The following is a 26681-nucleotide window of genomic DNA, read 5'->3' on the forward strand; positions in this document are numbered from 1 at the left end:
ACCGCCCGCGCGAACCAGGAGAAAAAGCGATGGCCGGCGATCCCATGAGTGTCAGCAGAGCGACACAACCCATTCAATCCACCGGAGCCACGGGCGCACGGACGCCTTCGAGTTCCGAGATCCGTCCAAACGGCTTGCCGCCGCCCGACAACCGCAGCGACGCCATACAGGGCAGCGCCGCGCGCTTGGCGAACCGCCTCGAATCCGGTCAAACGGGCCGCACTGAAGACATCGGAACCGATCCGTCCCAAGGCGTGGCCGCAACCGACAAGGAGATGGTCGACAAACTGACCGAAGCCGTCGACAAGATCAACGAAATGATGCAACAAGGAAAGCAAATGCTGACCTTCCAACTCGACGAAGACTCGGGGCGGATGGTGGTCCGGGTGATCGATTCCCAGACCAAGGAAGTCGTCCGCCAGATCCCGAGCGAAGAAACGCTCAACTTCGCCAAATACGTCGATGGACTGATCGGTCTGATTTTCAACAAGAAGGCATAAACCGCCGGCCGCCGACGTGATGGGCGTGGCAGACCGGTTCGACGAGACACTGGAGCAACGGCCATGGCCGACAACATCATCAGTTCACTGGGCGCCGGTTCCGGCATCGACATCAAGAATCTCGTCACCCAACTGACCGCCGTCGAGCGCGCACCAAAGGAAGCACGCCTGAACACCCGCCAGGAGCAACTCCAGGCGCAGATTTCCGGCTATGGTCAACTGCGCAGCGCCTTCGACACCTTCAAAGGCTCCCTGACGGCCCTGAGCAACGGCGACCTCTTCAACGCCCGCTCGGCCACCGTACCCAACTCGGACGTCATCACCGCCAACAAGGTCGAACCCGGCGCCCAAACCGGCGCCTACAAGATCGAGGTACAGGAAGTCGCCAGTGCCCAGTCACTGGCCATGGCCTCGAACGCCGAGCGCAACGGAGCGCTCAACAAATCGGGCGCCCTGACCATCCGCTTCGGCGAATGGACCTACGATGGGGGAACGGGTGCCCCCACCGACTTCGCGCTCAATAGCGACCGTAATGCCCTGACCATCGACATCAAGGCCGGCGACTCACTCACCAGCATCGCCGACAAGATCAACGCGACCAACGCGGGTGTCCAGGCGGCGGTAATCAAAGTCGACGATCGGTTCCAGCTCATGCTGACCGCGCCTTCGGGCAAATCGAACGCCATGGAGATCACAGCCGGCCCGGGTTCGGTCGGCCTGGATGACTTCGCCTTCAACGCCGCGACCCAGAACGCCACCGAGACCCAACAGGGGCAGGACGCTCAACTCAAGGTCAATGGCTTGACCGTGACCCGCCAGACCAACGAGATCGACGACGTCATCGCCGGCTTTTCCTTCACGCTCAACAAAAAAGGCACCGCCGGCGAGAGCCTGAATTTCTCGATCACCGCCGACAAGACTGCCGCCGATCAGGCGATTCGCAATTTCGTCGCGGCCTACAACACCCTCCAGAAGACCACCCAGGAACTGGTCGGCTTCACCCGCGACAAGGACGACAATCCGGTGCGCGGCGGTCTGGCCGGCGACAGCACGGCACGGAACATGATCAACCGTCTGCGCGAACAGATCGGCGGTATCCTTCCGGGCGCCCAGGGCGGTTTCACGGCCCTGACCAATGTCGGCATCCGCACCGAGCGCGACGGCTCGCTCACGATCAACGAAACCGACTTCAAAAACGCCTTCAACGACAACTTCAACCTGCTCGAAGGCCTGTTCGCCGGCAAGATGAGCTCGACCAACAGCGCGGTCGAGGTCAAGGCCGGCACCTTCGCCTCGCGCGCCGCCGCCGGTACCTATGACGTCGAGATCACCCAGGATCCGACACGCGGCCGGATCACCGGCAACGCCCTGACGCACGACTTCTCAGCACCGCTGGATGCCTCGGACCCGGCCGCCGACTACAGCTTCAGGATCAATGTCGACGGCACCAATTCGGGGCTGATCCGGCTCACCGGCACCTACGCGAGCGCCGACGAACTGCGCGCCGACCTTCAGGCCCGCATCAACGGCGACTCCAGCCTGAAAGCGGCCGGCGTGGCCGTGGACGTCGAGTACGATACCGACACCAACCAGTTCAATTTCGTCTCGCGCGAATACGGCTCGGTCTCGAAGGTGAGTTTCACAACCGCCAGCGCCCAGATGGCCGAATTGGGGATCGAGACCGCGCTGACCGGAACCCAGGGCCTGGATGTCAAGGGCACCATCAACGGCGTGGAAGGCTTCGGCGCCGGAAACGTCCTGCTGCCGGCCGTCGACTCGCCCGCCTATGGTCTGAACCTGACCGTCGGCGCAGGTGCGACCGCCCAGGGTAAGTTCCAGATCAGCTTCTCGCGCGGCGTGGCCGGCGAACTGGCCAACATGATCGACAACTTCATCGGCAGCACGGGTTCGATCAAGACCCGCGAATCCAGCATCCAGAAGCAGCTCGACGGCATCAAGGAGGAGCGCAGTGCACTCGACCGGCGCATGGAGGGTTTCCAGGCGCGACTCATGACCCAATTCATGGCCATGGAGAACATCGTCAACAGCCTGAAGGATACCGGCAAACAACTGGACGGCATCAACGACCGCCTGCCCTTCACTGCGTCCTCCAGGTAAAGCCGGCGTTTTCATGCCTCCCGAATCTTGGCGTGAACCCGATCACAACTCACCGACCGCCCTGCCTCAAGAAATCCGGCTCAGTGTCGTTACAGTCCCCAAGAGCGCAGCCAACCCCGTCGATTCAGGGTTGGAACGCTCCCCCACTTTCAACGACCGACAGAGTCATCCGGTATTCGTCGAGGTAGGCCATGTACGCGATGCGCAGAGAACTGAACCAATACCGTCAAGCCGGTCCGATCGCCGAGATCGCCGTGGCCGATCCCCATCGCCTGACACAGATGCTGTTCGAGGGCGCGCTGGAGCGTATCGCCGTAGCGCGCGGCGCCATGATGCAAGGCAATGTCCCGCTCAAGGGCCAGAAGATCGGTCAGGCGATGGACATCATCGAAGGCCTGCGCGGCGCGCTCGACTTCGAACGCGGCGGCGAGCTGGCGGCCAATCTGGACGCGCTCTACGACTACATGATCCGCCGTCTGGTCACCGGCAACGCCCGCAACGAACCCGAGGCGCTGGAAGAGGTCTCGACCCTGCTGCGTGAGATCAAGGCCGGCTGGGACGGCATCCCCGAGCAGATGCGCAAAGCGTCCTGAACCGACCGAAGTCCCCCTTCCATCGCGGCTGCAAGCCACTCCCACACGGGAGACCGGTTGCAGCCGCGATCAATGAAAAAGCGTGCAACCCGTCTCAAAACAGCCCGACACCATCGGTCGATGCGCTTCTCGGCCGAAGCCGGTTCCACTTGGGGACGAGCATAGGACAGAGGTGCGACAGACCGAGTCGCGGCTGAGGTATCGCGCCCGGTGAGTCGATGAGCCAGTCGCGGACGCCCGGATTGAGTGCAAGCGCCAGCTCGGCAGCAAATCGCGCTTGACGGCCGCCTGGATACGCCTGAAGTCCCATCTGCGCGCCGGCGATCAGCGCTCCGGTGAGGGCGGCGATCTCGAAGCGGGCGATCCGGCGCAGTCCGGCATAGGCGGCTTGGCGCGTCGGTCTCGATGTAGCGAACGGTTGCCGGTCATCCAAAGCGTCGTCGGCGCCGATGCCCAGACAGAGCAGCTTGCAACAGCCGGCCAGCTTCGCCCGCTCGGCCGCATGCCGTCCCCGGCTCAAGGCGACATCGAGCCGATGGCGATCCAACGGTTCGTCGGCGTGAGGTACAAAGGGAATCAGACTGCCCGGATCGACGAACTCGCAGCGATCCGCACGCACCCGAGAGTCCGGATCGAACCCAGTCGTCGACAAGCGCCGTAAGTGCTCGGCCGGCATGGGATCAGCGACGAAACAGAGACATCCGATGCGTTTCGGTCCCCTCGACTCATACCCGCGACTCACTTCGGCCACCGGAACGGTCAGCCATTCGGGCAGTCCCATCAACGCCCGTCCAGTGCCGCGAGCGCGTGCTCCAGACGCTCCCACTCCGCTTCGCATCCCGGCAGACCGAACCTCAGACTGGCCGGCTGCGCAAAAAGCCGTGTCAGGATTCCCCGTTCGCACAGCCGCTCATGGAAGCGCTCGGCCTGTGGTTTCCGCACCCATTGAAAGAGTGCGGTTCCGCCCGCCGGGGTCAGACCCCGACGGCTCAGGAGTTCGGCCAGCCGCTCCGAGGCCGACGGCAACGCGGCGCGCATCGCCGACTGCCACTCCCGATCCTCCAGCGCCGACCGCGCGATCCAGCGCGAGGGACCGCTCAGGGTCCAGGGACCGAGCGCGTGTGCGGCCCGCTCACGCAGTTCAGGCTCGGCGAACAGGAACCCGACCCGCGCCCCGGCCAGCCCGAAGAACTTACCGAGCGAGCGCAGCACCACCAGCCCCGGCCGTCCCAGATACGGCAGCACACTCTCGGCGGGCGTGACGTCCATGAAGGCTTCGTCGACCACCAGCCAACCGCCGCGCGCCGCCAGATGCGCGTGCCGGTCGAGCAGGGTCGCCACCGGCCAACGCCGTCCGGTCGGATTGTTGGGATTGATGACCACCAGCACATCGAGCCGCTCGTGCTCCGGGCCGTCGTCGAGCCAGTCACCCGGATCGCCGTCGGGCAGGCTGATCACGCGATGCCCGGCGCGATGCCAGGCATGGGCATGTTCGCGATAGCCGACCTCGGGAATCCCGACCCGACCGGGCGGACGCAGGGTCGGCAGAAGCCGGATCGCGGCCTGTGAACCGGCCAGCGGCAGCGCGCCCGAAGCGGCGTAGTAGCGCTCGGCGGCGACCTCCAGCCCATCGTCGTCCTCGGGCAGACGCGCCCAGACGCCGGGCGGCACAGCCGGCACCGGCCAGCCGTTGGGATTGATGCCGGTCGACAGATCGATCCAGTCTTCCAGCGGACGCCCGAAGCGCGCGGCGGCCTCACGCAGTCGTCCGCCATGCACGGGCGGCGCGGACAGCTCCCGGAGTTCCGCTCCCGGAACCGTCTCAAGCACAGCACTCACATTCATGCACTCACTCAACCCGTCGCGCGAACCGGAATCGAACGACCCTTCCAGCGCACACTGTTGCGCACCAGAGTGAGATAGAGCGAGCGGGTGAAGATCGCCATGAAGAACAGCAGCGAGACCGGATAGCTCAGGGCCGTGAGCCAGCCGAAGTTGCCCAACCGCCGCAGCAGCCACCGGATCTGGAGCACATAGGCGCCATAGGCGATGCCTCCGGCCACCGTCCAGTTGGTCCAGCCGTCGTGCGGCCAGGCGCGGAAAGCATCGAAGGCCGACATGCCGCCCGCGATCCAGGCGGTGATCAGGAGCAGCATCACGAGGTCGGTGGTCATGGCCCCGCGCGCGACGTTCTTGGTCCAGCCGTCGGCCAGATCGCGCAGTCCGCCCGGATACATGCGGAAGGCAATCACCCCCTCGCCGATGAAATTGCGCGTCGGCACACCGCGCCGCGCCATCTCGCGCGCCAGCGCCACGTCGTCGATGATCTCCTCGCGCACCAGACGATGACCGCCGGTGCGGAAATAGTCCTCGCGCGAGCAGACCATGCAGGGTCCGAACGCCCCATTGGATTCCAGCCGATCACCCAGCAGCGTGAACGAGCGGATGCCGCCCATCATGATCAGCGAAAAGCCGGCCGAGAGCCGCTCATAGGCACGACGCATCCGGTGATAGGGCTGGATCGAGACCAGACCGCCATGCCGCGCCTGGGTGGCGACGATACGCCGCAGACCGCCGGGTTCGAGCTCGGTGTCGGCATCGAGGAAGACCAGCACCTCACCGCTCGCCGCACGCGCCCCGGCCCAGCAGGCATGCGGCTTGCCGATCCAGCCCGGCTCAGGCTCGGTCAGGCTCAGGGTCGTGACACCGGCCGCGCGCCCCAGCTCGGCGGTGCGGTCGCTGGAGTTGTCATCGACCAGGATGACCTCGAAATCGGGATGATCCTGAACCCGCAGCGAGGCCAGCAGCGGCGGCAGCCGCGCCTCCTCGTTGCGCGCCGGAATGATGACCGAGACACGCCGCTCGTCGAGCCGCTCGGGCAACGGCGGACAGCGGCGCATCCGTCCCAGGAAGACGAAGGCGAGCGCCCAGGGCGGGAGCAGCCAGAGCAGTTCGATAGGCATGATGGTCTGTAACTCGTTTATCGGATGGGGCCGACAGGTCAAGGTCGACCTGACCCAGGTTGAGATTCTTCAAATCCGTCGACAGCAATTTGCGCCAGACTGAAGGTGTCGAGGATCGAGCCACACGACTCCGACACCCCGACGGTCAATGCCGGCTTCAAGCAGCGTCAAAGAGGATTTTGCCATGGCACAGCAAGCGCTCAAAATCGTCGTCATCGGTGGCTCGGCCGCCGGTCCCAAGGCCGCCGCGCGGGCGCGCCGTCTCGACGAGCACGCCTCCATCACCCTGATCCAGAAAGACCCGGATCTCTCGATGGCCTCCTGCGGCTATCCCTACTATATCGGCGGCGTCTTCGACGATCGCAACCAGCTCATCTGCACCCCGGCCGGCATCGTGCGCGATCCGAACTTCTTCGAGAAGGCCAAGCGTATCGAGGCGCTGGTCCTGACCGAGGCGCTCGCCATCGACCGCGCGGCCAAGACCGTGACCTGCCGTCATCTGCCGAGTGGTGAGACGCGCGTCATCCCCTACGACCGTCTGGTGATCGCCACCGGCGCCACGCCGCTCTTCCCCCAGGTGCCCGGAACCGATCTGGCCGGTATCCATACCCTGCACTCGCTCGGCGATGCCGACTCACTGCGCGCCATCCGCGACCAGGGCCAGGTACGCCGTGCGGTGGTGGTCGGCGGCGGTCTGATCGGCTTCGAGGTCTGCGAGGCGCTGCATCTGGCCGGCATCAAGACCACAGTGATCGAGAAGACCGATTCCATCCTGCCCTTCCTCGACCCCGAGATCGCGCATCTGGTGGCCAACCATGTGCGGGCCAACGGATCCGACATCATCACCGGCAACGGCGTCGCCGCCTTCCTCGGCGAGCATGGCCGATTGACCGCCGTCAAGCTCGACAACGGCACCGAACTGCCGTGCGAACTGGCCGTGGTCGCCGTGGGCGTGCGCCCGAACATCGCCTTGGCTCAAGCCGCCGGACTGACGATCGGCGAACAGGGCGGCATCGCGGTCGATGAATACATGCGCACCTCCGATCCCGACATCTATGCCGCCGGCGACTGCGTGGAGTGCACCTCGCTCATCACCGGACGCAAGGTGCGCGCGCCCTATGGCGACATCGCCAACCTTCAGGGCCGGGTCATCGGCCGGAATCTGATCGAACCCAACAGCGCCCGATTCCCCGGCGTCACCCACACCGGCATCTGCAAGATCTTCGACTACACGGTCGGCATCACCGGACTGAGCGCCCGTCAGGCACGCGCACTCGGCTTCGACATCGAGACCGCCACGATCGCCGGACTCGACATCCCCGGCTACATGCACGGCCAGTTGCTGATCAGTCTGATGGTCGCCGAGCGCGGGAGCGGGCGCGTGCTGGGCTTCCAGTGTATCGGCCCCGGAGATGCCAGCAAGCGCGTGGCCACCGTGGCCATGGCCATTCGCGGCGGACTGACGGTCGAGGATCTGGGCAACGCCGACCTGCCCTACGCCCCGCCCTACTCGCTCGCACTCGACCATGTCATCGTCTCGGCCCATGTGCTGGAGAACAAGCTGCGCGGTCTCATGCACGGGATCTCGGCGGCCGAGGTCAAACAGCGGGTCGACTCGGGCGCCGACTGCTTCATCATCGACACCCGCACGCCTCAGGAGTTCGAGGAGATGCGACTGGGCATCGGTGAGACCCTGATCCCGCAGGGCGCACTGCGCGGGCGGCTGCACGAGCTGCCGTCGGACAAGGACCGTGAGATCATCCTCTACTGCAAGATCTCGCTGCGCGGTTATGAGTCGGCCGCCATCCTCCAGGCACACGGCTGGCGCAACGTCAAGGTGATGGAAGGCGGCGTCATGGCCTGGCCCTATCCGCGCGAAAAATAGGGGCGCTCGGCGCGCCCCGGCGGCTCAATCGAAGGGCAGGAAGTCGTCGACGGCGCGCTGATCGATCTTGAACAGATCCGGCTTGAGCGAGACGTTGCGCTGTGCACCCGTGAAGTTGAGCCGGGTCTCCTGACCGAAGCTGTCCTCCATGATGAGGCTGTCGAGCCGGTCCTGATCGAAGCCCAGCTCGATGCGTACCACGTCGGTTTCCGGATCCTTCGGAATCAGCTCGACCCAGTCGCGACCGTCGCTGCTCTCGATCGGACGCACCTCGAAATGCTGCTCGATCGGCTCGGCATTCGACAGCAGCAACGCCGGGGTACCGCGCAACGCCTTGGCCTGGCTCTGATGCGAGACCTGCTTCAGCTCGACGTCATGCACATAGACGCGCTTGCCGTCGGCGATGATGATCTGTTTGTCGGGGCCTTCGTACTCCCAGCGGAAGCGGCCGGGGCGCTGCAAATAGAGGGTGCCGCGCCGCTCCATCATCTGCGTGCGCTCGGCGTTGAAGGTGAACTGCTCGAAATCGGCCTTGAGACTGTTCAGACCCTTGAGATAGTCGTCGACCCGCTGCGCGCCCTCGGCGGCGAGCACGCCGCCCGAAGCGCACAGCGCGATCAGCGCCGGGATCAGCCAATGGAAGACGCGCGGGCGCCTGGAGTCGGAACGAGACAGAGACAGCATGGATCGAGATACCTGGATGTGATTGGAGTCGGGTTGGACCGGGCACGAGGCGCAAAGATCCGAACCCCGCTCAGTCGTCGTACTGCGGCGGCGGCGCGAGTACCTCGCGGTTGCCGTTGGTCTCGGCCGGGCCGACGATGCCGATGCGCTCCATCTCCTCGACCATGCGCGCGGCGCGGTTGTAGCCGATCTTGAGCTTGCGCTGGACCCCCGAGATCGAGGCGCGCCGACTCTCGACCACGAACTGCACCGCCTCGTCGAACAGCGGATCCGTGTCCTCGGTGTCGCCGCCGCGCGGTTCGGGATCGATACCGGGCAGCATCTCGGTCGGCTCGCGCAGCACGTCATGGATGTAATCCGGCTCGCCGTACTGCTCCTTGAGGAACTCGACCACGCGATGGACTTCATGATCGTCGACGAAGGCGCCATGCACGCGATGCGGGATATTGCCGCCCGGCGGCAGATAGAGCATGTCGCCATGCCCGAGCAACTGCTCGGCACCCATCTGATCGAGGATGGTGCGCGAGTCGATGCGCGAGGAGACCTGGAAGGCGATGCGCGTCGGGATGTTGGCCTTGATCAGGCCGGTGAGCACGTCGACCGAGGGCCGCTGGGTGGCGAGCAGCAGATGGATACCGGAGGCGCGCGCCTTCTGGGCCAGACGGGCGATGAGTTCCTCGACCTTCTTGCCGACCACCATCATCATGTCGGCCAGCTCGTCGATGATGACGACGATATAGGGCAGATGCTGGAGAGGCGGCGCCTCGCCGCCATAGGCCGGCAGATCCTCGGGCTTGATGGTCGGGTCCGGGATCGGCGTGCCGGCCGCCTCGGCCTCGGCGATCTGACGATTGTAGCCGCCGATGTTGCGCACCCCGAGCTTGGCCATGAGCCGATAACGCCGCTCCATCTCGCCGACGCACCAGCGCAGGGCGTTGGCCGCCTCCTTCATATCGGTGACGACCGGCGTCAACAGATGCGGGATGCCCTCGTAGACCGAGAGTTCGAGCATCTTGGGATCGACCATGATCAGGCGCACGTCCTCGGGGCCGGACTTGTAGAGCAGGCTCAGGATCATGACGTTGATCGCCACCGATTTGCCCGAACCCGTGGTGCCGGCGATCAGGGCATGGGGCATGCGCGCCAGATCCGCGACCACCGGCAGACCGGAGATGTTGGTGCCCAGTCCGATGGTGAGCGGCGAGCTGGCGTCCTGATAGGAGGGAGAATCGAAGATCTCGCGCAGGAACACCATCTCGCGCTCGCGGTTGGGGATCTCGATGCCGATGAAGGGTTTGCCGGGGATGATCTCGACCACGCGCACGCTGACCACCGTCAGGGCGCGGGCCAGATCGCGCGCCAGACCCGTGATCTTGCTGGCCTTGATGCCGGGCGCCAGTTGCAGCTCGAACATCGTGACCACCGGGCCGGGATAGACCGCGACCACCTGGGCATCGACGCCGAAGTGAGCCAGATTGGCCTCGACCTGACGCGAGATCTCCTCGATCTGTTCCTCGGAATAGCCGCGTCCGCTCTTGCGCGGGGCTTCGAGCAGGTTCAGCGGCGGGCGTGACTTGACCCCACCCTTGGCGGCGCCGGCGACCCCGGCGGAACGCGCGAATTTCTGGAAGAAACCGCGCTTCTCCTCGGGCGCGCGCTTCGTCTCCGGCTCGGGTTCGGGGGACACGGGAAGCGGCGCCTTGCCGAGCTCGCGGCGGACCGGGCTGCGATCGCGGTGCGCGCCATCCGGGGCGACTCGCTCCCGCGGCTCCACCGCCGGCTCGGCGCTCGGCGGATCCGAGGCGTCGAACGCGAACGGCGCCGGATCGGTCAAGAGTGCCTGGACCTCGGGAGGCAGATGCTTGGGCGGGCGCCGTGTGCGCGCGGAGCGACGCGGCGTCTCCTCCAGCACGGACCGGGCGTCGGTCGGATCGATCAGGCTGAGATCGCGCGGCAGTCCCGCCGGACGACGCCGACCGGGCGGACCCGACTCAGAGCGGCGCCAGTGCCGGGGTGCGCGGCTCAGGAACCGCCAGGCGATCTCCGAACCCTGGAGCACGCCGGCCCCGATCATGTCGATCAGCCTGAGCCAGGAGATGCCGAAGAAGAGCGTCAGACTGACGAGGAGCGTCCCGAGGAGCAAGAGGTTGGCGCCCATGACGCCAAAGCCTTCGAGCATGCGTCCGCTGACCAGCAGGCCGACCCCGCCGCCCGCGCCATTGGGCAAGTAGTCACCCTGAACGGCCAGATTGACCGAGGCGAAGCCGCAACCGGCGGCCAGGGTGACGAGGAAGCCGATCCAGCGCAGCGAGAGCACCCAGGTCTTGGCGCCTGTGCCCTCTCCGCGGCCACGAAAGAGCAACCAGGCGCTCCAGGCGATCATGAAGGGGAGCAGATAGGCGAGATAGCCGAAGAGATAGAGCGCGGCATCGGCGAACCAGGCTCCCGTTCGACCACCGGCGTTGGTCACATGCATGTCGTTGCCGACATAGGACCAGCCCGGATCCTGGGGCGAATAGCTGATCAGCGAGAGTGCCAGATAGAGGGACGCGCACATGAGCGCCCACAGGCCGCCTTCGCGCAGCGCGCGCTCGACATGATCGGTGAACGTCAGTTGCCCGTAGCGTGTTGCCTGTCCCATGCGCCTCTCCAAAATGTTCCAGCGCATTATAGCCTTACGGGGGATTTTTCGCGCGGTTTCGCCGACATCGGCGCGCGCGGACGGAGGGGTTTCGTGCGACCGGGCCGCCCCGAACGAGGCGGCCCGGCGGAATCAGGTCGCGCGGCGCCTCAGTTCGGCGTCACGTTCTCGGCCTGCGGACCCTTGGGGCCTTGGGTGACTTCCATGGTCACTTGCTGACCCTCGGCCAGCGTCTTGCGACCCGCGCCATTGATCGCGCTGTAGTGCACGAAGACGTCCTTGCCGCCCTCGCGCTCGATGAACCCATAGCCCTTCTCGTCGTTGAACCACTTGACCGTGCCGGAAATCAATTCGCCTGCCATAACAACCTCATCGATAAAAACGCACCAACCAGGGTTGGTATTGAATGACCCGACTTCACCTCGAAGACGGTGTCACGACCACTCGCGTTGGAGCGGAATCCATCAGCGGATGATCTCGATCGAGCCGGCGTCTCGCTGGAGAGCGCCGGCAAGTCATTGGAATGAAAACCATCCGAAACATTCATGTCTCGATCTCGATCCTTCGACGATCGAATATCCTTCGATATCCTGTACGGCACATCAGCGGCCAGGTGCTCTCCCTGCTCGACAAGCACTTGGGGCGACGCGATGGAACGGATATCGATGAAGTCATTCGATTCAAGCGGGGAAGCCATTCATGGCGATCGACGAGGGAGATCAAGCGGTCATAACGGTGTAATGAAATCGGGCATTGGGAGGTCGAGTACGACTATTCGATCGGGTTCGAATTCAGGTCGACGAACCAGACGCTGTCAGTTGCTCCGATTATCGCTCTTCGACACATTTATTGCTCGTTCGTGTTGGGCGGTGATTATACCCCAGAATTCGCGCGCGCAAAGATCGATGTATGACCCAGTCAGAGAAGTCGATTATTCGAGTCAACCATAGTGATGCTCGGATACATGAGTCCCTGATGCGGCAGGCTCATGAAGTTGCCCTGAATGGCATCGACCCCGGCGGCATGGAGCATCGGCATGAGCTCGTCGCCATACACGGCCAGCGCGATGACGCGAACGCCCCTGCTTGTGCGCGGTACGCACGAACCCATCCAGGGCCGTCTGCGAGGCCGGACCGTCGACCAGGCCGTGCATGATGTCGCGAGAGAGCTTGACGTGGGTGAGAATGCGGTGATGGCTCTCGATGAAGGCACTGTCGCCGAGCCCGAGATCTTCGACCAGCAGTCCATGACGCCCCTTGGATATGAGCGCGAGCAACTGTTCCAGACCCTCGGCGGCCTCGTCGAAGGCGGACCGGCGTACTTCGAAGACCATCGAGCCGGGCAAGAGATCGGTCGTGGCGATGGCCGCACCAAGGGCCTCGATGATCTGTGGCGTTTGACTTTTTTCATCCCGTGCCGGCCTTGATCCTGAATGTCCGAAAACGACGCCCGGCGCGTCGATAGGTCGAAACATACGTCGAGCGCGACGAAAGCGCAAGCCGTAAAACAGCGCCGGGCATGTCTGGATGGATCAGGAACCGAGCAGGCTACGCAGCATCCAGGCGTTCTTCTCGTGGATCTGCATGCGCTGGGTCAGCAGATCGGCGCTCGGCTCGTCATGGGCTTCCTCGACCGCCGGGAAGACCGAGCGGGCCGTGCGGACCACGGTCTCCTGTCCGGCCACGAGCCGGCGGATCATCTCCTCGGCGTCGGGTGCGTCGTCCTCTTCCGGGATCTCGGTGAGGGCGGCATAGGCCTTGTAGGAACCGGGCGCCGGATGCCCCAGGGCGCGGATACGCTCGGCGATCAGGTCCACGGCCAGCGCCAGCTCGTTGTACTGGGTCTCGAACATCAGATGGAGCGTGTTGAACATCGGCCCAGTGACGTTCCAGTGATAGTTGTGCGTCTTGAGATAGAGGGTATAGCTGTCGGCCAGGAGCTTGGACAGCCCGGCGGCGATGGCGGCGCGGTTGGCCTCCGAGATACCGATGTCGATGGGCATGGGTTTGGTCATGGTCTGGCTCTCCTTGGGTTGCTTCATGGATTCAGGTTAGGGGATCAGGCGGCGAACGATTCGGTCGCCACGGATGGGCGACGGCTCGCGCGTATCCGGTCCCAGGTCTTTTCGTGGAAGAAATAGGCGACCGTGTTGACCGCCGGCTCCACTAGGGCCAGGGCGCCGCCGATGACGACGCTTCCGGTCATGAGATAGGCGACGGTGAAGGCTACGGTCATGTGAACGACGCCGAAGGTCAGGGTCTTGATCATGGCGGCTTCCTCCCGTGTGTGTTGGGAGAAAGTGTAGAGTCTGGACGATGAAAATCAAAATCGATTGATACTAGGATTGCGATCGAATTTTACTATCGATGGCGGACGGTGTCGACGATCCGGGCGCGACACAATGACAACACACTCGGCGCGTGGAGCCAAGTCGGGTCTCGACCGGGTAGTGGTGGCGACAGACCTCGATCGCCTCGGGACAGCGCGGATGGAAGTGGCAGCCCGACGGCGGGTGACGTGGCGAGGGCATGTCGCCTTCGAGTCGGATGACCTGGCGGCGCTGTTCCGGATCGACCACGGGCACGGCCGAGAGCAGCGCGCGGGTGTAGGGATGACGCGGGTCGTCGAGGACGTCGGCGACCTGACCATGCTCGACCACCCGGCCCAGATACATCACGGCGACCTCGTGGGCCAGATAAGACACGACCGAGAGATCATGGGTGATGAAGAGATAGGCCAGCCCGAGCCGCTCCTGGAGATCCTTGAGCAGATTGAGGATCTGGGCCTGGACCGAGACGTCGAGCGCGCTGGTCGGCTCGTCGCAGACGATGATGCGCGGTTCGAGCGCCAGGGCGCGGGCGATGCAGAGGCGCTGACGCTGCCCGCCCGAGAATTCGTGCGGATAGCGGTTGGCCGATTCGGGATCCAGGCCGACCAGTTCGAGCAGTTCGGCGACCCGGCGCATCCGTTCCGCCCGCTTGGGGGCGAGGCGCAGTGCCTGGAGTCCCTCGCCGATGATGTCGCCGACCAGCATCCGTGGGTTCATGGAGGCGAAGGGATCCTGGAAGACGACCTGCAAGTCCTTGCGGAATGGGCGCAGACGTCGATGGCTCAGACCGATGAGTTCCTGACCGCGATAGCGTACCGAGCCGCCGGTCGGCGGCACGAGTTGCAGCAGACCCTTGCCGGCGGTGGTCTTGCCGCAGCCGGACTCGCCGACCAGGGCCAGCGTGCGTCCGGCATAGAGATCGAGCGAGATGCCGTCGACCGCGCGCACATGGCCGACGACGCGACGCAGTACGCCCTGGTGGATGGGGAAATGGACCTGGAGTCCGCGCATGGTCAGGAGCGGGACTTGGGCGGTCTCGGTCGGGGTGTCGCCGCCGGTCGGTTTCGGATCATTGGTCGCGGTCAGTCGTTCGGGTGTCGGTGCGGTCGCTCGATCGGAAACCGGATGATCCGAAGCTTCGGCCGTATCCGGCTCGGCGAGATGACAGCGTACCCCCCTCCCCTCACCGAGCGCCCGCCATTCCGGAACCTCCAGACGACAACGCTCGATGGCCGCCGGACAGCGTTCGACGAAGCGGCAGCCTTGGAACGGCGTATCCGGCGACGGCACGCGGCCTGGAATCACCGCCAGCCGTCCGCCGCGCTTGCCGGCATCGGGCAGACTCTCCAGCAGATGACGGCTGTAGGGATGCAGCGGCTGGGCGAAGAACTCAGCCATGGGCGCGGTCTCGACGATCTGACCGGCATACATCACAGCCAGTCGCTCGGCAGTCTCGGCAACCACGCCCAGGTCATGGGTGATCAGCAGCACCGCCAACCCGTTCGCGGACTGCACGGCCTTCAGCAGCCGCAGTACCTGCGCCTGGATGGTGACATCGAGCGCCGTGGTCGGCTCGTCGGCGATCAGGAGTCGGGGATTGCCGGCCAGGGCCATGGCGATCATGACGCGCTGTTTCATCCCGCCCGAGAGCTGATGCGGATACTCGTTCAGTCGCTGATCGGGGTCGGGGATGCCGACGGCACGCAGGAGTTCGACCGCCCGCTCGGCCCCGAGCCGTTGGCGCGTGTCGCCCTGATGCAGCCGCACCGCCTCGCCGATCTGGGTGCCGACGGTCAGCACCGGATTGAGCGAGGTCTGCGGCTCCTGGAAGATCATGGCCATCCGGCCGCCGCGCACCTGACGCATCTCGGCTTCGGTCAGGGTCAGGAGTTCGGTTCCGGCGAGCTGCACCGAACCGGCCGTGATCCGTCCGGACGGCGGCAGCAGACGCATCAGCGACAGTGCCGTCATCGATTTGCCGCAGCCGGACTCGCCGAGCAGGGCGAAGGTCTCGCCGCTACGGATGTCGAGCGTCAGCCCATCGACCACGCGCGCGGGCCGGGCCGGATCACCCAGCTCGGTCGTCAGTCCCGTGACTTGCAGGAGCGGTTCGGTCATGGACTCAGACACCTCTCAACCTCGGATCGAAGGCATCCCGGACCACATCGGCGAACAGATTCGCCGCCAGCACCAGGGTGAACATGAACAGGAACGCCGCCGCCAGCGACCACCAGACGATCGGATCGCGCGCCAGCTCCAGTCGCGCACTGTTGATCATGTTGCCCCAGGAATTCATGGTCGGATCGACGCCGATGTTGACATAGGAGAGCACCGCCTCGGCCAGCACCAGTCCGCTGAAGTCGAGCACCAGGGTAATCAGCACGATGTGCATGACGTTGGGCAGGATGTGGCGGGCGATGATGGTGAAGTGGCCCACGCCCAGCGCCTGCGCGGCCTGGACGTAGTCGATCTCGCGCAGCTTGAGCGCCTCGCCGCGCAGCAGACGGCAGAGTCCGGTCCAACTGGTCACGCCCAAGATCAGGCACAGGAACAGTAGCCGCAGATCGGCGCGTTCGACCAGACTCGCGAACTCGTCGGCGTGGTTGCTCATGTAGACCTGGAGCATGAGGATGGTGGCCGCGATCAGGAGCACGCCCGGAATCGAGTTGAGCGTGGTGTAGAGATACTGGATCACATCGTCGACCCAGCCCCGGAAATAGCCGGCCATGATGCCGAACAGGATGGCGGCCGGGAGCATGATGAGTGTGGTCAGGGTGCCGATCAGCAGTCCGGTGCGGATGCTCTTCAACGCCTGATAGAGCACGTCCTCGCCGACCTTGTCGGTGCCGAGCACATGGTATTTGAGTGCCAGCTCGCCGATGACGAAGGTCAGAATCAGCACCGGCGCCAGGGTGCCGAGCGCGGTGCGCCAGGGGATCTGGGTCTGTCCCCGGAGGATGCGATCGCGAACGGTGTCGAACGGCTGTCCGTGATGACGGGCCAACCGCCGGATGAGACCGGCGGCGAGCAGCGCCCAGAGGATCAAGCCCTCGATCAGCCCGATCAGTGCGCGCCTGGCGATGTCCCAGGCGCGGTCGTGCTCGGGGTCGGCCAGATGCGCGCCGCCATGTTGCAGACGCGGATAGTCGCGGATCACCGTGCCGTCGGGCTGATCGAGCGCCTCCTTGGCATGGAGATGGGTGGCGAAAGGCGCCGAATAGGTCTTCTCCTGCCGCTCGCGCAGTCCGCTCAGGGTGAGATCGAGCAGGCTCAGCACCTCGGGCGCATAACGCACCTCGCCCGACTCGTCCGCCCGGTCGAGCTTGAGCTTGAAGTGCAGGGTATCCAGCAGCCCGATCACGGCATAGGCCGACAGCACCACCAGGGTCGCCACCCCGATGCGCGAGCGCACCACCCGACGCCAGGGTGCGCGCAGATGCTCATGACGCGCCGCCCAGACGGCAAACAGCGCCGTCACGGCCAGCAGCAGGAAGACCAGGGCATCGGTCCAGAGGACGACGGGGATCAACGGCACGACGCGGGCCTCCTCATTGCAATCTGACACGCGGGTCGACCAGTGTATAAGAGATGTCGGTCAGGATCAGGCCGAGGATATAGAGAACGGCGCCGAGGAAGACCATGGCGCGCACGATGGCGAAGTCCTGATTGCTGATGGCATCGATGGTATAGCTGCCGAGTCCCGGAATGCCGAAGAAGGACTCGGTGATCAGACTGCCCATGAACAGCAGCGGCAGCACCACCACCACGCCGGTCAGGATCGGGATCAGCGCATTGCGCAGCACATGCCGGAACAGCACCACCCGTTCGCTCAGGCCCTTGGCGCGCGCGGTGCGCACATAGTCGCGTCCGATCTCCTCCAGAAACAGCGTGCGATACCAGCGCGTCCCCGAACCGATCCCGGCGACGACCCCGACGATCACCGGCAGGATCAGGAACTTCCAGGCGTTCAGCCCCTGGTCGTAGCCCGAGATCGGCACCAGATGCCAGAGCTTGCCGATCAGGAACTGCCCGCCGATGATGTAGAACAGCCCCGAGATCGACATCATGGCCACCAGCAGCACCACGCTTCCGAGATCGACATAGGTGGCGCGGAAGAAGACGATGAACAGCGCATAGCTGATGTTGAACGCCAGCCCGATCAGCAGCACCGGCACCGCGATCGCCAGACTCGGCCACATGCGCTGCGAGATGTCGTAGCCGATGTCGCGCCCGTCGTCCGACGAACCGAACTGGAACACGAACAGCTTGACCGACTTCTGGAACAGGATGGTCTCGGTCAGGCTCGCCAGACCCTCTGCTTCAGCGTTGTAGAGCAAGGGACGGTCATAGCCGCGCTCGGCCTTCCAGCTCCGGATCGCCTCCTCGGTCACGCGCTTCTGACCCAGATGCATCCGCGCCATGTCGTCCGGCGAGTTGACGACGAAGAACAGCATGAAGGTCAGCAGATTGACCCCGATCAGGATCGGGATGGCATACAGCAGCCGACGCACGATATAGGCGGTCACAGGGCCGTACTCCTCTCGCGTCGACGCACCATCCACCAGGCCGGCAGCACCAGCAGCACCAGCACCCCGCCGGCGGCCCACAGCGGCCAGAGGATGGGCGGATTCCAGTCGCGCCGCGCGGCCTGACGCTGTTCGGGATCGAGACGCCGGTACTTGAGTGTGTTGTTGGCCATCTGGTTGGGATGCGCGTTGAGCAGCCAGCGATGATGCAGGCTGAACGACTTGGGATGGAAGCCCCAGAGCCAGGGCGCGTCACGCCGGGCGATCTCGACCAACTGGTCGATGAGCGCCTGACGTTCGGGTCCGTCCTCCATGTATTTCATGGCGTCGAACAGCCGGTCGAACTCGGGATTGGCATAGTTCGAGGCATTCTCACCCTGATGCTCGACCTTGCCGTTGGGGCCATAGAGCAGGAACAGGAAGTTCTCGGGATCGGGATAGTCGGCGTTCCAGCCCCACATGAACACCTGCCCGGTGCCGTTGCGGATCTTTTCCTGGAAGCGGTTGTAGTCGGTCGAGCGGATGACCAGCTCGATGCCGAGCTTGGCGAACTGCTTACGCATCCAGTTCAGCCGCGCACGATCGTCGGGGCCGGTGGCGACGGCCTCGTAGTTGAGGCTGAGCGCGCGGCCGGTCTCGCGATCGACGCCGTTCGGATAGCCGGCCTGTTCCATCAGCACCCGCGCCTCGTTCAGACCGCGCCGCTCGGGTCGTCCATTGCACCATTCGTAGACGAAGGGATTGATGCCGGCCTCGCCCTCGCGATGACCGAAGATACCGGGCGGCAGCGGACTCTGGGCCACCAGACCGCGCCCGTTGGTGAAGATCGCGATGAACTCCTCGAAGTCGACCGCGATCGAGATCGCCCGGCGCAACAGACGCGCGCGCTCGGAGTCGCCGCCGATCACCGGGTCGAGCATGTTGAAGCCCATGTAGAAGATGGACGGCTCGACCGAGGTCAGCAACGAGATGCCGCGCTCGCGCATGACGTCGGTCAGCATCGGCTCGCCTGAAGCGTCGATCCGGATCGCCTGATCGAAGGCATCCGACGAGATCCCGGAGGCGTCATAGTAGCCCTGGAGGAATTTGGTCCAGCGCGGGATGTCCTCTTTCTCCAGACTGTAGATGGCGCGGTCGATGAAGGGGATCGGCCGGCCGGCGTCGTTCAGGATGCCCGAATCCCGATCCTCGGGCATCCCCTCGCTCGGATAGGTCTCGCCGTGGAAGTTGGGATTGCGCTCCAGCACCATGCGCCGGTTGGGGTCGTTCTCGCTCAGCATGTAAGGGCCGGTGCCGACCGGATACCAGTCGAGCGTGATGTTGCGCTCGGCCAGTCCCGGCTGGGCGTAGAAGACATCGGCCTCCCAGGGCATGGGCGCGAAGAAGGGCATGGCGAGCCAGTACTGGAACTGCGGATACTTGCCTTCGAGACGGATGCGCAGCGTCCGGCTGTCCAGCACCTCGACGCCACTGAGAGTCGCCTGACGCAGAGCCGCGACCCGCGCCGGCGCGTCGGCCGACTCCAGACCCGCGAGCCGGTCGGCCAGTTCGCCGAAACCCCGGATATGCTCACGCATCAGTCCGGCGATCGGCGAATGCGACCAGGGCGCGGCCAGACGCTTGATCTGATGGGCGAAGTCATCCGCAGTCAGCTCGCGCGTACCGGTCTCTTTGAAGTCGGCCAGCCGGTTGACGCCCCTGAGATCCCTCGGACTCAGGCTGTGATAGCGATAACTGCCATCATCAGCCCGCGCAAAGGCCGGATGCGGCTGGAATTGGATACCGGGCTGGATACGGATCAGATAGTCGCTGTGGTCGATGGCCGCGACCGGCGCGTCCTCCGGCAGCAGGTTGCCGGCGGCGTCGAAATAGCGCGGCTCGGGTACCTCGGCCGCCGACAGCGGCACCAAACGATAGGGCCGGAGCAGAAAGTGATATTGCAGCGGCGGCTCGTAGATCTGCGCCAGGAAGGCGTACTCGTCCGAGCTGTAGGAGCGCGCCGGGTCCAGATGCTTGGGACGCTCGGCAAAGGAGCTGTAATAGACGTTCGCCTCGGCGTCCGCCGCCGGATAGGGATCGTTCCAGGCCGACTCGCCACAACCGGACAGCGCCAGGGCCAGGAACCCCAGCACACCAATCCATCCTCGTTCGACCCAGTCGCGCACGTCCACCCTACCCTTTCACCGGATGACAAGATTCGGTACTGTTGCAATCACGGCCCCGAGTGTCAACGGGCACGACGATTTTTCAACCGTCCACTGAAGCTACGACAGAGACAAAACACCCATGGGTTTCCTAGAAGGCAAGAAGATTCTGATCACCGGCGTGGCGAGCAACCGCTCGATCGCCTGGGGCTGCGCAGAGGCGATGCATCGTCAGGGCGCCGAGATCGCCCTCACCTATCAGAATGACAAGCTCAAGTCGCGCGTCGAGGAGATGGCGCACAAGTGCGGATCGGATATCGCGCTGCCGCTCGACGTGGCCCAGGATGCCGACATCGAAGCCCTGTTCAAGGCGCTCGGCGAGCGTTGGGACGGGCTGGACGGCATCGTGCACTCGATCGCCTTCGCCCCGCGCGAGCAGTTGGAAGGTGACTATGTCGACGCCGTCACCCGCGAGGGTTTCAACACCGCGCACGAGATCAGCTCCTACAGCTTCGCGGCACTCGCCAAGGCCGGACGCGGCATGATGGAAGGCCGCAACGGCGCGCTCGTCACCATGACCTATCTGGGTGCGGTACGCGCGGTGCCGAACTACAACGTCATGGGCGTGGCCAAGGCGAGTCTGGAGGCCAACGTCCGCTATCTGGCCGCCTCGCTCGGCCCGCACGGCACGCGCGTGAACGCCGTCTCGGCCGGCCCGATCCGCACTCTGGCCGCCGCCGGCATCTCGGACTTCCGCGACATGCTCAAGAAGGTCGAGGAACGCACCCCGCTGCGGCGCAACGTCACCATCGAGGAAGTCGGCAATGCGGCGGCCTTCCTGTGCTCGGATCTGGCCTCGGGCATCACCGGCGACATCCTCTATGTCGACACCGGTTACAACATCCTCGGCCTGGGCTGAATCGCGCTGAGGGTTCGCCGGCTCCCGCGCTCAGGCGTGGGAGCCGGACCGTGACGCCCCAGCGTCCTCCCGCTTACAACGCCTCTTCGCCGGCTCGCGACGACGCCTTGCGCTCGATCTTGGCGCGCGACTTCATGTCGTCGAGCATGTTGATGTAGGCCTGACGCCCCATGATCTGGCTGATGATGAAGGACTCGGCCGAGAAACCATCCGCACTGCCTTCCGCCTCCGCTTCGACCCGACCGTCCTCGACCTTGGTCAAACGCACCACGACCGCATCGCCATCATCCAGGATTGCGGTTCCGACACTGACGGCCCCATCGGTCGGCACCGGCAGCTTGAAGGCCGCATCCAGCACGCCCGCCGGCACCTCGGTGCTCTGACGGTTGACCAGACCCGGCGACTCGGGCTTCAGCGCCTCACCAGCCGCCGACCAGTCGGAACCGTCACGCAGCTTCTCTGCCAGCGCTTCGGCCGCCGACTTGGCCGCCGAGCGTGCCTGTTCGTCACGGATAGCGGTGACGATCTCCTCGCGCACCTCGTCCAGCGGCTTGACGGACGCTTCGCGATGCCCGGTCACACGCAACACCACGGCCTGGAGCCGATCGCGCTCGGGCTCGATCATGTCGCTGTTATGTCCGCCGACCAGGACGTCCTCGCTGAAGGCGGCTGCCAGCACCTTGGGGTGTGACAGCACGCCCTCGCCGCTACCGCCACCCTCACGGCCGATCCAGTCACTATGCCGGATGGTCAGGCCCAGCTCCTCGGCAGCCGGGTCGAGACTGTCGCGCGACTCATAGCAGATATTGGCCAGACGCTCGGCAAGATCGTAGAAGAGTCCCTCGGCGCGCTGCTTGGCCAACTCGGTACGCAACTGCTCACGCACCTCCTCGAACGGCTTGGCCTCGGACGGCAGGATCTTGACTACCTCGATCAGGTGATAACCGAAGGGGGTGCGGACCGGCTCGCTCAACTCGCCGGCTTTGAGCGCAAAGGTGGCCTGATCGAATGCCGGAACCATGATGCCGGACTCGATGATCCCGAGCGATCCGCCCTTGGCGGCACTGCCCGGATCCTGCGACAGCGTCTTGGCCAGCTCCTCGAACGACTCACCCGCCTGAATTCGGGCGCGGATCGCCTGGATCTCATCAAGCACCGCCTGCGCTTTGGCCTCGTCGGCATCCGCATCGACCTTGAGCAACAGGTGGCGCACCTCACGCCGCTCGGGCTGGGCGAAACGCGCTTGATCGGACTCATAGAGCCGGTGCAGATCCTCTTCGCTCACCTCGACCTTGGACGACAGGCTATCGGTGTCGAGCACCAGATAGTCGAGCTTGACCTGCTCGGGACTCTGGAAGCGCGCACGATTGGAATCGTAATAGGCCGTAATGCGCGCCTCGTCGATCGGCTCCTCGGTGCGATACTCGGCCAGCGGCAGACGCAGATAGCTGATCTCGCGCTTCTGGCCCATGAGGCGCTTGTAGGCGTCCAGCTCCGCGCGCGTGGCCAGCTCGCTGCTGGAGACGGCGCGGATCAACTGGGTCGCACTCATCTTCTGACGCAACTGCGCCTCGTACATCGCCGGGGTCAGACCCTGGAAGCGCAGCAGACGCTCGTAGGTTTCCTTGTCGAAACGACCATCTTTGATGAAAGCCGGATCGGAGAGGATCTGCATCTGGACCTCTTGATCCGAGACGCGCAGCCCGAGACGCTTGACGACGTCCATGAGCAGGGCTTCCTGGATCAAGGTTTCGAGCACCTCAGCCCGCAGCCTTTGGTCATCGTAAGCCGCCGGATCATAGGCGGCGCCCAGGCGTTCGCGCAGCTCGAAGCGCGTCTCCTGGACCCGTCGGTCCAGATCGCGCGCCGGGATCTCGACCCCATTGACGGTCGCGGCGATCGGCTCGCCGCCCACGCCCAGATAGGACTGAATCCCCCACAGGGCGAATGGAATACTGATCAGGATGACGATGGCCCAGGCGATCCAACCTTGGGCGCGTTCACGGATGGTCTGAAGCATGGTGATTCGCGAAGATCCAGTGTCCGAAAACAAAAAAAACGGGGTATCCACTTGTGATGGATACCCCGTTTACCGAAGTTGGCGGAGCGGACGGGGCTCGAACCCGCGACCCCCGGCGTGACAGGCCGGTATTCTAACCAACTGAACTACCGCTCCGAATTCTGGTGGGTGCTGCAGGGATCGAACCTGCGACCCTCGCCTTGTAAGGGCGATGCTCTCCCAGCTGAGCTAAGCACCCTTGTGAAGCGAATAACTATTGTACCGCGTCTTTGAGTGCTTTACCAGCCTTGAATGAAGGCGTTTTCGATGCCTTGATTTCGATGGTAGCGCCCGTCTGGGGGTTGCGACCGGTACGGGCCGCGCGCTCTTTCAAAGAAAAGGTACCGAACCCGATCAATGATACAGTATCTCCTTCCTTCAGTGCAACAGCAATCGAATCGGTGAAGGCATCCAGGGCGCGACCGGCCGCAGCCTTGGAGATATCGGCGGCCTCGGCCATTTTTTCGATGAGTTCCGATTTATTCATAGAATTCCCCTGTGAATCCCCAGTTTTATGCCTGAATGGTCAGCGTCGAGCTGCGCCCGGTCGCCGGATACGGTCTGGCCCTTCTCGATGGTCTGGAAAGGCCCGCGCGCCCCGCCGTGGGGCGCCTCGATCGTCCAAGCATCCTAATGCGCAGAGGGCGCGCGAAGCAACCATCAATTGCGCCCGACTCAGTGATGGAGCCGCGCGCCCTGCTCGCGTCCGGCCTCGGCCGCCCCTTCGCGCGCCTCGTCCGCTTCCACGACCGGTTCCTCCCCATCGATCTTGGTTTCGATGGGGGCAGGCGGCTGGGTCAGAGCCAGATCGAGCACCTCGTCGATCCAGCGTACCGGATGGATCTTGAGATGTTGCTTGATGTTCTTCGGAATTTCGGTCAGATCGCGCTCATTCTCCAGCGGGATGATGACGGTCTCGATCCCGCCGCGATGGGCCGCGAGCAGCTTCTCTTTGAGTCCGCCGATCGGCAGCACCTCGCCGCGCAGCGTGATCTCGCCGGTCATGGCGACCGTGGAGCGCACCGGGATCTTGGTCAGGGCTGAGACCAGGGCCGTGCACATGGCCACGCCCGCGCTCGGGCCGTCCTTGGGGGTCGCGCCCTCGGGGACGTGGATATGGATGTCGAACTGGTTGTGGAAGTCCGCCGGCACGCCGAGTGCGTCGGCACGTGAGCGCACCACGGTCATGGCGGCCTGGATGGACTCCTGCATCACGTCACCGAGCTGGCCGGTGTAGGTGAACTTGCCCTTACCGGGGACCAGCGCCGACTCGATGCGCAGCAGCTCGCCGCCGACTTCGGTCCAGGCCAGACCCGTGACCTGGCCGATCTGGTCGTGCTCGTCGGCGCGGCCATAGCGGTAGCGCTGCACACCGAGATACTTCTCCAGCGACTTGGGCGTGATCACCGTGGGCGCGGCGCGCTTCTTGAGCAGGATTTCTTTCACCACCTTGCGACAGAGCTTGGAGATCTCGCGCTCCAGGTTGCGCACGCCGGCCTCGCGGGTGTAGTGGCGAATGATGTCGCGCAAAGTGTTCTCGCGGATCACCAGCTCGGAACTCTTGAGACCGTTGTTGCGGATCTGCTTGGGCACCAGATAGCGCTCGGCGATGGCGACCTTCTCGTCCTCGGTGTAGCCCGAGATCCGGATGACCTCCATACGGTCGAGCAGCGCCGGCGGGATGTTGAGCGTGTTGGCCGTGGCCACGAACATGACTTCGGACAGGTCGAAGTCCACCTCCAGATAGTGATCGGCGAAGGTGTGGTTCTGTTCGGGGTCGAGCACTTCGAGCAGCGCCGAGGCCGGATCGCCGCGGAAGTCCATGGCCATCTTGTCGATCTCGTCGAGCAGGAAGAGGGCGTTGCGCGAACCGGCCTTGGACAGGTTCTGGATGATCTTGCCCGGCAGCGCGCCGATGTAGGTGCGGCGATGGCCGCGAATCTCGGCCTCGTCGCGCACACCGCCGAGCGACATGCGCACGAATTTGCGGTTGGTCGCCAGCGCGATCGACTGCCCGAGCGAGGTCTTGCCGACACCGGGCGGGCCGACCAGACACAGGATCGGCCCCTTGAGCTTGCGCACGCGCTGTTGCACGGCCAGATATTCGAGGATGCGTTCCTTGACCTTCTCCAGCCCGTAGTGATCCTTGTCGAGCACGGATTCGGCGACCTTGATGTCGTTGCGGATGCGGGTGCGCTTCTTCCAGGGCACGCTGACCAGGGTGTCGATGTAGTTGCGCACCACGGTCGCCTCAGCCGACATCGGCGACATCAGCTTGAGCTTGTTGAGCTCGCCGAGCGCCTTGTTCTTGGCCTCGCGCGGCATCCCGGCGGCCTCGATGCGCCGGGCCAGATCCTCGATCTCGTTGGGTGCGTCCTCCAGCTCGCCCAGCTCCTTCTGGATCGCCTTCATCTGCTCGTTGAGATAGTACTCGCGCTGGTTCTTCTCCATCTGGCGCTTCACACGCCCGCGGATGCGCTTCTCCATCTGAAGGACGTCGTTCTCAGCCTCCATCAAGCTCATCAGATGTTCGAGCCGCACCGCGATGTCGATCATCTCCAGCACGCGCTGCTTCTCGTCGAGCTTGAGCGCCATGTGCGCGGCCATGGTGTCGGCGAGCCGACCGGCGTCGTCGATGCTGGCGAGCGAGGTCAGCACCTCGGGCGGCACTTTCTTGTTGAGCTTGACGTACTGGTCGAACAGCGCCAGCGCCGAGCGCATCAGCACTTCCTGCTCGCGCTCGTCCATCTCCAGCGTTTCGGACATCGGGCGGATGAGGGCCGAAAAGGCGTCTTCCGTCGTCAGGAAGCGGTCGATCTGGGCACGCCGGCTGCCCTCGACCAGCACCTTGACCGTGCCGTCGGGCAGCTTGAGCAACTGGAGGATGTTGGCCAGGGTGCCGATCTCATAGAGATCCTTGACCCTGGGTTCGTCGACATCCGCGCTCTTCTGCGCGATCAGCAGGATCTGCTTGTCGGTGGACATGGCCGCATCGAGGGCGCGAATCGATTTGTCGCGCCCGACGAACAGCGGGATGACCATGTGCGGATAGACGACCACATCCCGCAACGGAAGTACGGGAACTTCCTGCTGGATGGTTCGCTCGCGACCGGAAGCTGGGGTGTTTTGAGCCATGGAAACCTGTTCTCGTTAGAAGCGACGTTCCACCGGATGGGGGTTCGTGAGCCGTACCGGGGCAACGGTCACGGATCGAAGCACGGGACGTCGGGGTGGTGAGTATGCCGACAGGATCGGGGCTGGGGGCAAGCACTTCAACGCCTGGAACCCAGGATGACGGCGAGTCGATCGACCCGCGTCCG

The 26681-nt window shown here is 64.6% G+C and carries 22 protein-coding genes and 2 tRNA genes; 5 read left to right on the forward strand and 19 right to left on the reverse strand.

Annotated features, from left to right (window positions below):
- The first annotated feature begins 29 nt into the window (after positions 1-29).
- The 3 genes from Atep_RS10905 to fliS all read left to right on the forward strand — a co-directional run bounded on the left by Atep_RS10905 (position 30) and on the right by fliS (position 3211).
- Complete coding sequence (locus Atep_RS10905) at positions 30-500, forward strand: flagellar protein FlaG (RefSeq protein ID WP_213378551.1); 471 nt, start codon at positions 30-32, stop codon at positions 498-500.
- A 63-nt stretch (positions 501-563) separates the two neighbouring features.
- Complete coding sequence (gene fliD, locus Atep_RS10910; protein WP_213378552.1) at positions 564-2618, forward strand: flagellar filament capping protein FliD; 2055 nt, start codon at positions 564-566, stop codon at positions 2616-2618.
- A 191-nt stretch (positions 2619-2809) separates the two neighbouring features.
- The gene (gene fliS, locus Atep_RS10915) at positions 2810-3211 is read left to right on the forward strand and encodes a flagellar export chaperone FliS (RefSeq protein ID WP_213378553.1); all 402 of its coding nucleotides are present in this window, start codon (positions 2810-2812) and stop codon (positions 3209-3211) included.
- A gap of 94 nt (positions 3212-3305) precedes the next feature.
- Here fliS and Atep_RS10920 read toward each other — a convergent pair whose 3' ends face one another.
- From Atep_RS10920 to Atep_RS10930, 3 genes are all read right to left on the reverse strand, one after another.
- Positions 3306-3863, reverse strand: a complete 558-nt coding sequence (locus Atep_RS10920; protein WP_213378554.1) for a nicotinate-nucleotide--dimethylbenzimidazole phosphoribosyltransferase family protein — start codon at positions 3861-3863, stop codon at positions 3306-3308.
- Between the two features lie 128 nt (positions 3864-3991).
- Complete coding sequence (cobD, locus tag Atep_RS10925; RefSeq protein WP_213381581.1) at positions 3992-4990, reverse strand: threonine-phosphate decarboxylase CobD; 999 nt, start codon at positions 4988-4990, stop codon at positions 3992-3994.
- A 74-nt stretch (positions 4991-5064) separates the two neighbouring features.
- Positions 5065-6174, reverse strand: a complete 1110-nt coding sequence (locus Atep_RS10930; RefSeq protein WP_213378555.1) for a glycosyltransferase family 2 protein — start codon at positions 6172-6174, stop codon at positions 5065-5067.
- Between the two features lie 184 nt (positions 6175-6358).
- Here Atep_RS10930 and Atep_RS10935 point away from each other — a divergent pair, with 184 nt between their 5' ends.
- Positions 6359-8059, forward strand: a complete 1701-nt coding sequence (locus tag Atep_RS10935) for an FAD-dependent oxidoreductase (protein WP_213378556.1) — start codon at positions 6359-6361, stop codon at positions 8057-8059.
- Positions 8060-8083: 24 nt separating this feature from the next.
- On the opposite strand, the gene lolA is transcribed toward Atep_RS10935, so the two are convergent.
- The 11 genes from lolA to Atep_RS10990 form a co-directional block, all read right to left on the reverse strand.
- Positions 8084-8743, reverse strand: a complete 660-nt coding sequence (gene lolA / locus Atep_RS10940; RefSeq protein ID WP_213378557.1) for an outer membrane lipoprotein periplasmic chaperone LolA — start codon at positions 8741-8743, stop codon at positions 8084-8086.
- Positions 8744-8813: 70 nt separating this feature from the next.
- Positions 8814-11384: a DNA translocase FtsK gene (locus Atep_RS10945; protein ID WP_213378558.1), complete on the reverse strand. Its 2571-nt coding sequence runs from the start codon at positions 11382-11384 to the stop codon at positions 8814-8816.
- A gap of 149 nt (positions 11385-11533) precedes the next feature.
- Positions 11534-11746: a cold-shock protein gene (locus Atep_RS10950; RefSeq protein ID WP_012970645.1), complete on the reverse strand. Its 213-nt coding sequence runs from the start codon at positions 11744-11746 to the stop codon at positions 11534-11536.
- A complete protein-coding gene (locus tag Atep_RS10955) occupies positions 11731-12081 on the reverse strand; it encodes a hypothetical protein (protein ID WP_213378559.1) in 351 nt (116 codons plus the stop codon). Before Atep_RS10955 ends, Atep_RS10950 begins: the two co-directional genes overlap by 16 nt.
- Before the next feature lie 243 nt (positions 12082-12324).
- Positions 12325-12858 (reverse strand): EAL domain-containing protein, encoded by a 534-nt coding sequence (locus Atep_RS17160; RefSeq protein ID WP_213378560.1) that lies wholly within the window; start codon positions 12856-12858, stop codon positions 12325-12327.
- Between the two features lie 57 nt (positions 12859-12915).
- The gene (locus Atep_RS10965; protein ID WP_236786150.1) at positions 12916-13398 is read right to left on the reverse strand and encodes a Dps family protein; all 483 of its coding nucleotides are present in this window, start codon (positions 13396-13398) and stop codon (positions 12916-12918) included.
- 44 nt (positions 13399-13442) lie between these two features.
- Positions 13443-13652, reverse strand: coding sequence for a DUF2061 domain-containing protein (locus Atep_RS10970; RefSeq protein ID WP_213378561.1), 210 nt, complete (start codon positions 13650-13652; stop codon positions 13443-13445).
- Between the two features lie 70 nt (positions 13653-13722).
- Positions 13723-15831, reverse strand: a complete 2109-nt coding sequence (locus tag Atep_RS10975; protein WP_213378562.1) for an ABC transporter ATP-binding protein — start codon at positions 15829-15831, stop codon at positions 13723-13725.
- 4 nt (positions 15832-15835) lie between these two features.
- Positions 15836-17248, reverse strand: coding sequence for an ABC transporter permease (locus tag Atep_RS10980; protein WP_213378563.1), 1413 nt, complete (start codon positions 17246-17248; stop codon positions 15836-15838).
- 13 nt (positions 17249-17261) lie between these two features.
- Positions 17262-18239 (reverse strand): ABC transporter permease, encoded by a 978-nt coding sequence (locus Atep_RS10985; RefSeq protein WP_213378564.1) that lies wholly within the window; start codon positions 18237-18239, stop codon positions 17262-17264.
- Positions 18236-20404, reverse strand: a complete 2169-nt coding sequence (locus Atep_RS10990) for an ABC transporter substrate-binding protein (protein WP_213378565.1) — start codon at positions 20402-20404, stop codon at positions 18236-18238. The genes Atep_RS10985 and Atep_RS10990 overlap by 4 nt, the downstream gene beginning before the upstream one ends.
- A 121-nt stretch (positions 20405-20525) precedes the next feature.
- Between Atep_RS10990 and Atep_RS10995 the strand changes: the two genes are divergently transcribed.
- A complete protein-coding gene (locus tag Atep_RS10995) occupies positions 20526-21302 on the forward strand; it encodes an enoyl-ACP reductase FabI (RefSeq protein ID WP_213378566.1) in 777 nt (258 codons plus the stop codon).
- 73 nt (positions 21303-21375) lie between these two features.
- Here the strand turns inward: Atep_RS10995 and Atep_RS11000 are convergent, their stop codons facing one another.
- The 5 genes from Atep_RS11000 to lon form a co-directional block, all read right to left on the reverse strand.
- Positions 21376-23322 carry a SurA N-terminal domain-containing protein gene (locus Atep_RS11000; RefSeq protein ID WP_213378567.1) on the reverse strand — a complete coding sequence of 649 codons (1947 nt, stop codon included), beginning with the start codon at positions 23320-23322 and terminating at the stop codon, positions 21376-21378.
- Positions 23323-23401: 79 nt separating this feature from the next.
- Positions 23402-23478: transfer RNA gene (locus tag Atep_RS11005), tRNA-Asp, on the reverse strand.
- 6 nt (positions 23479-23484) lie between these two features.
- Positions 23485-23560, reverse strand: a tRNA-Val gene (locus Atep_RS11010).
- 15 nt (positions 23561-23575) lie between these two features.
- Positions 23576-23848 carry an HU family DNA-binding protein gene (locus Atep_RS11015; RefSeq protein WP_012970636.1) on the reverse strand — a complete coding sequence of 91 codons (273 nt, stop codon included), beginning with the start codon at positions 23846-23848 and terminating at the stop codon, positions 23576-23578.
- Between the two features lie 188 nt (positions 23849-24036).
- Positions 24037-26496, reverse strand: coding sequence for an endopeptidase La (gene lon, locus Atep_RS11020; RefSeq protein WP_213378568.1), 2460 nt, complete (start codon positions 26494-26496; stop codon positions 24037-24039).
- Positions 26497-26681 lie beyond the last annotated feature (185 nt).

Origin of the sequence: Allochromatium tepidum (assembly GCF_018409545.1) — a bacterium.
GTDB classification, from domain to species: domain Bacteria; phylum Pseudomonadota; class Gammaproteobacteria; order Chromatiales; family Chromatiaceae; genus Thermochromatium; species Thermochromatium tepidum_A.

Excerpts from the sequence above, each read along its gene's own strand:
- Atep_RS10905 (WP_213378551.1), top strand. The coding sequence starts at position 30 with ATGGCCGGCGATCCCATGAGTGTCAGCAGAGCGACACAACCCATTCAA.
- fliD (WP_213378552.1), top strand. The coding sequence starts at position 564 with ATGGCCGACAACATCATCAGTTCACTGGGCGCCGGTTCCGGCATCGAC.
- fliS (WP_213378553.1), top strand. The coding sequence starts at position 2,810 with ATGTACGCGATGCGCAGAGAACTGAACCAATACCGTCAAGCCGGTCCG.
- Atep_RS10930 (WP_213378555.1), bottom strand. The coding sequence starts at position 6,174 with ATGCCTATCGAACTGCTCTGGCTGCTCCCGCCCTGGGCGCTCGCCTTC.
- Atep_RS10935 (WP_213378556.1), top strand. The coding sequence starts at position 6,359 with ATGGCACAGCAAGCGCTCAAAATCGTCGTCATCGGTGGCTCGGCCGCC.
- lolA (WP_213378557.1), bottom strand. The coding sequence starts at position 8,743 with ATGCTGTCTCTGTCTCGTTCCGACTCCAGGCGCCCGCGCGTCTTCCAT.
- Atep_RS10945 (WP_213378558.1), bottom strand. The coding sequence starts at position 11,384 with ATGGGACAGGCAACACGCTACGGGCAACTGACGTTCACCGATCATGTC.
- Atep_RS10950 (WP_012970645.1), bottom strand. The coding sequence starts at position 11,746 with ATGGCAGGCGAATTGATTTCCGGCACGGTCAAGTGGTTCAACGACGAG.
- Atep_RS10955 (WP_213378559.1), bottom strand. The coding sequence starts at position 12,081 with ATGGCTTCCCCGCTTGAATCGAATGACTTCATCGATATCCGTTCCATC.
- Atep_RS17160 (WP_213378560.1), bottom strand. The coding sequence starts at position 12,858 with ATGTTTCGACCTATCGACGCGCCGGGCGTCGTTTTCGGACATTCAGGA.
- Atep_RS10965 (WP_236786150.1), bottom strand. The coding sequence starts at position 13,398 with ATGACCAAACCCATGCCCATCGACATCGGTATCTCGGAGGCCAACCGC.
- Atep_RS10970 (WP_213378561.1), bottom strand. The coding sequence starts at position 13,652 with ATGATCAAGACCCTGACCTTCGGCGTCGTTCACATGACCGTAGCCTTC.
- Atep_RS10975 (WP_213378562.1), bottom strand. The coding sequence starts at position 15,831 with ATGACCGAACCGCTCCTGCAAGTCACGGGACTGACGACCGAGCTGGGT.
- Atep_RS10995 (WP_213378566.1), top strand. The coding sequence starts at position 20,526 with ATGGGTTTCCTAGAAGGCAAGAAGATTCTGATCACCGGCGTGGCGAGC.
- Atep_RS11000 (WP_213378567.1), bottom strand. The coding sequence starts at position 23,322 with ATGCTTCAGACCATCCGTGAACGCGCCCAAGGTTGGATCGCCTGGGCC.
- Atep_RS11015 (WP_012970636.1), bottom strand. The coding sequence starts at position 23,848 with ATGAATAAATCGGAACTCATCGAAAAAATGGCCGAGGCCGCCGATATC.
- lon (WP_213378568.1), bottom strand. The coding sequence starts at position 26,496 with ATGGCTCAAAACACCCCAGCTTCCGGTCGCGAGCGAACCATCCAGCAG.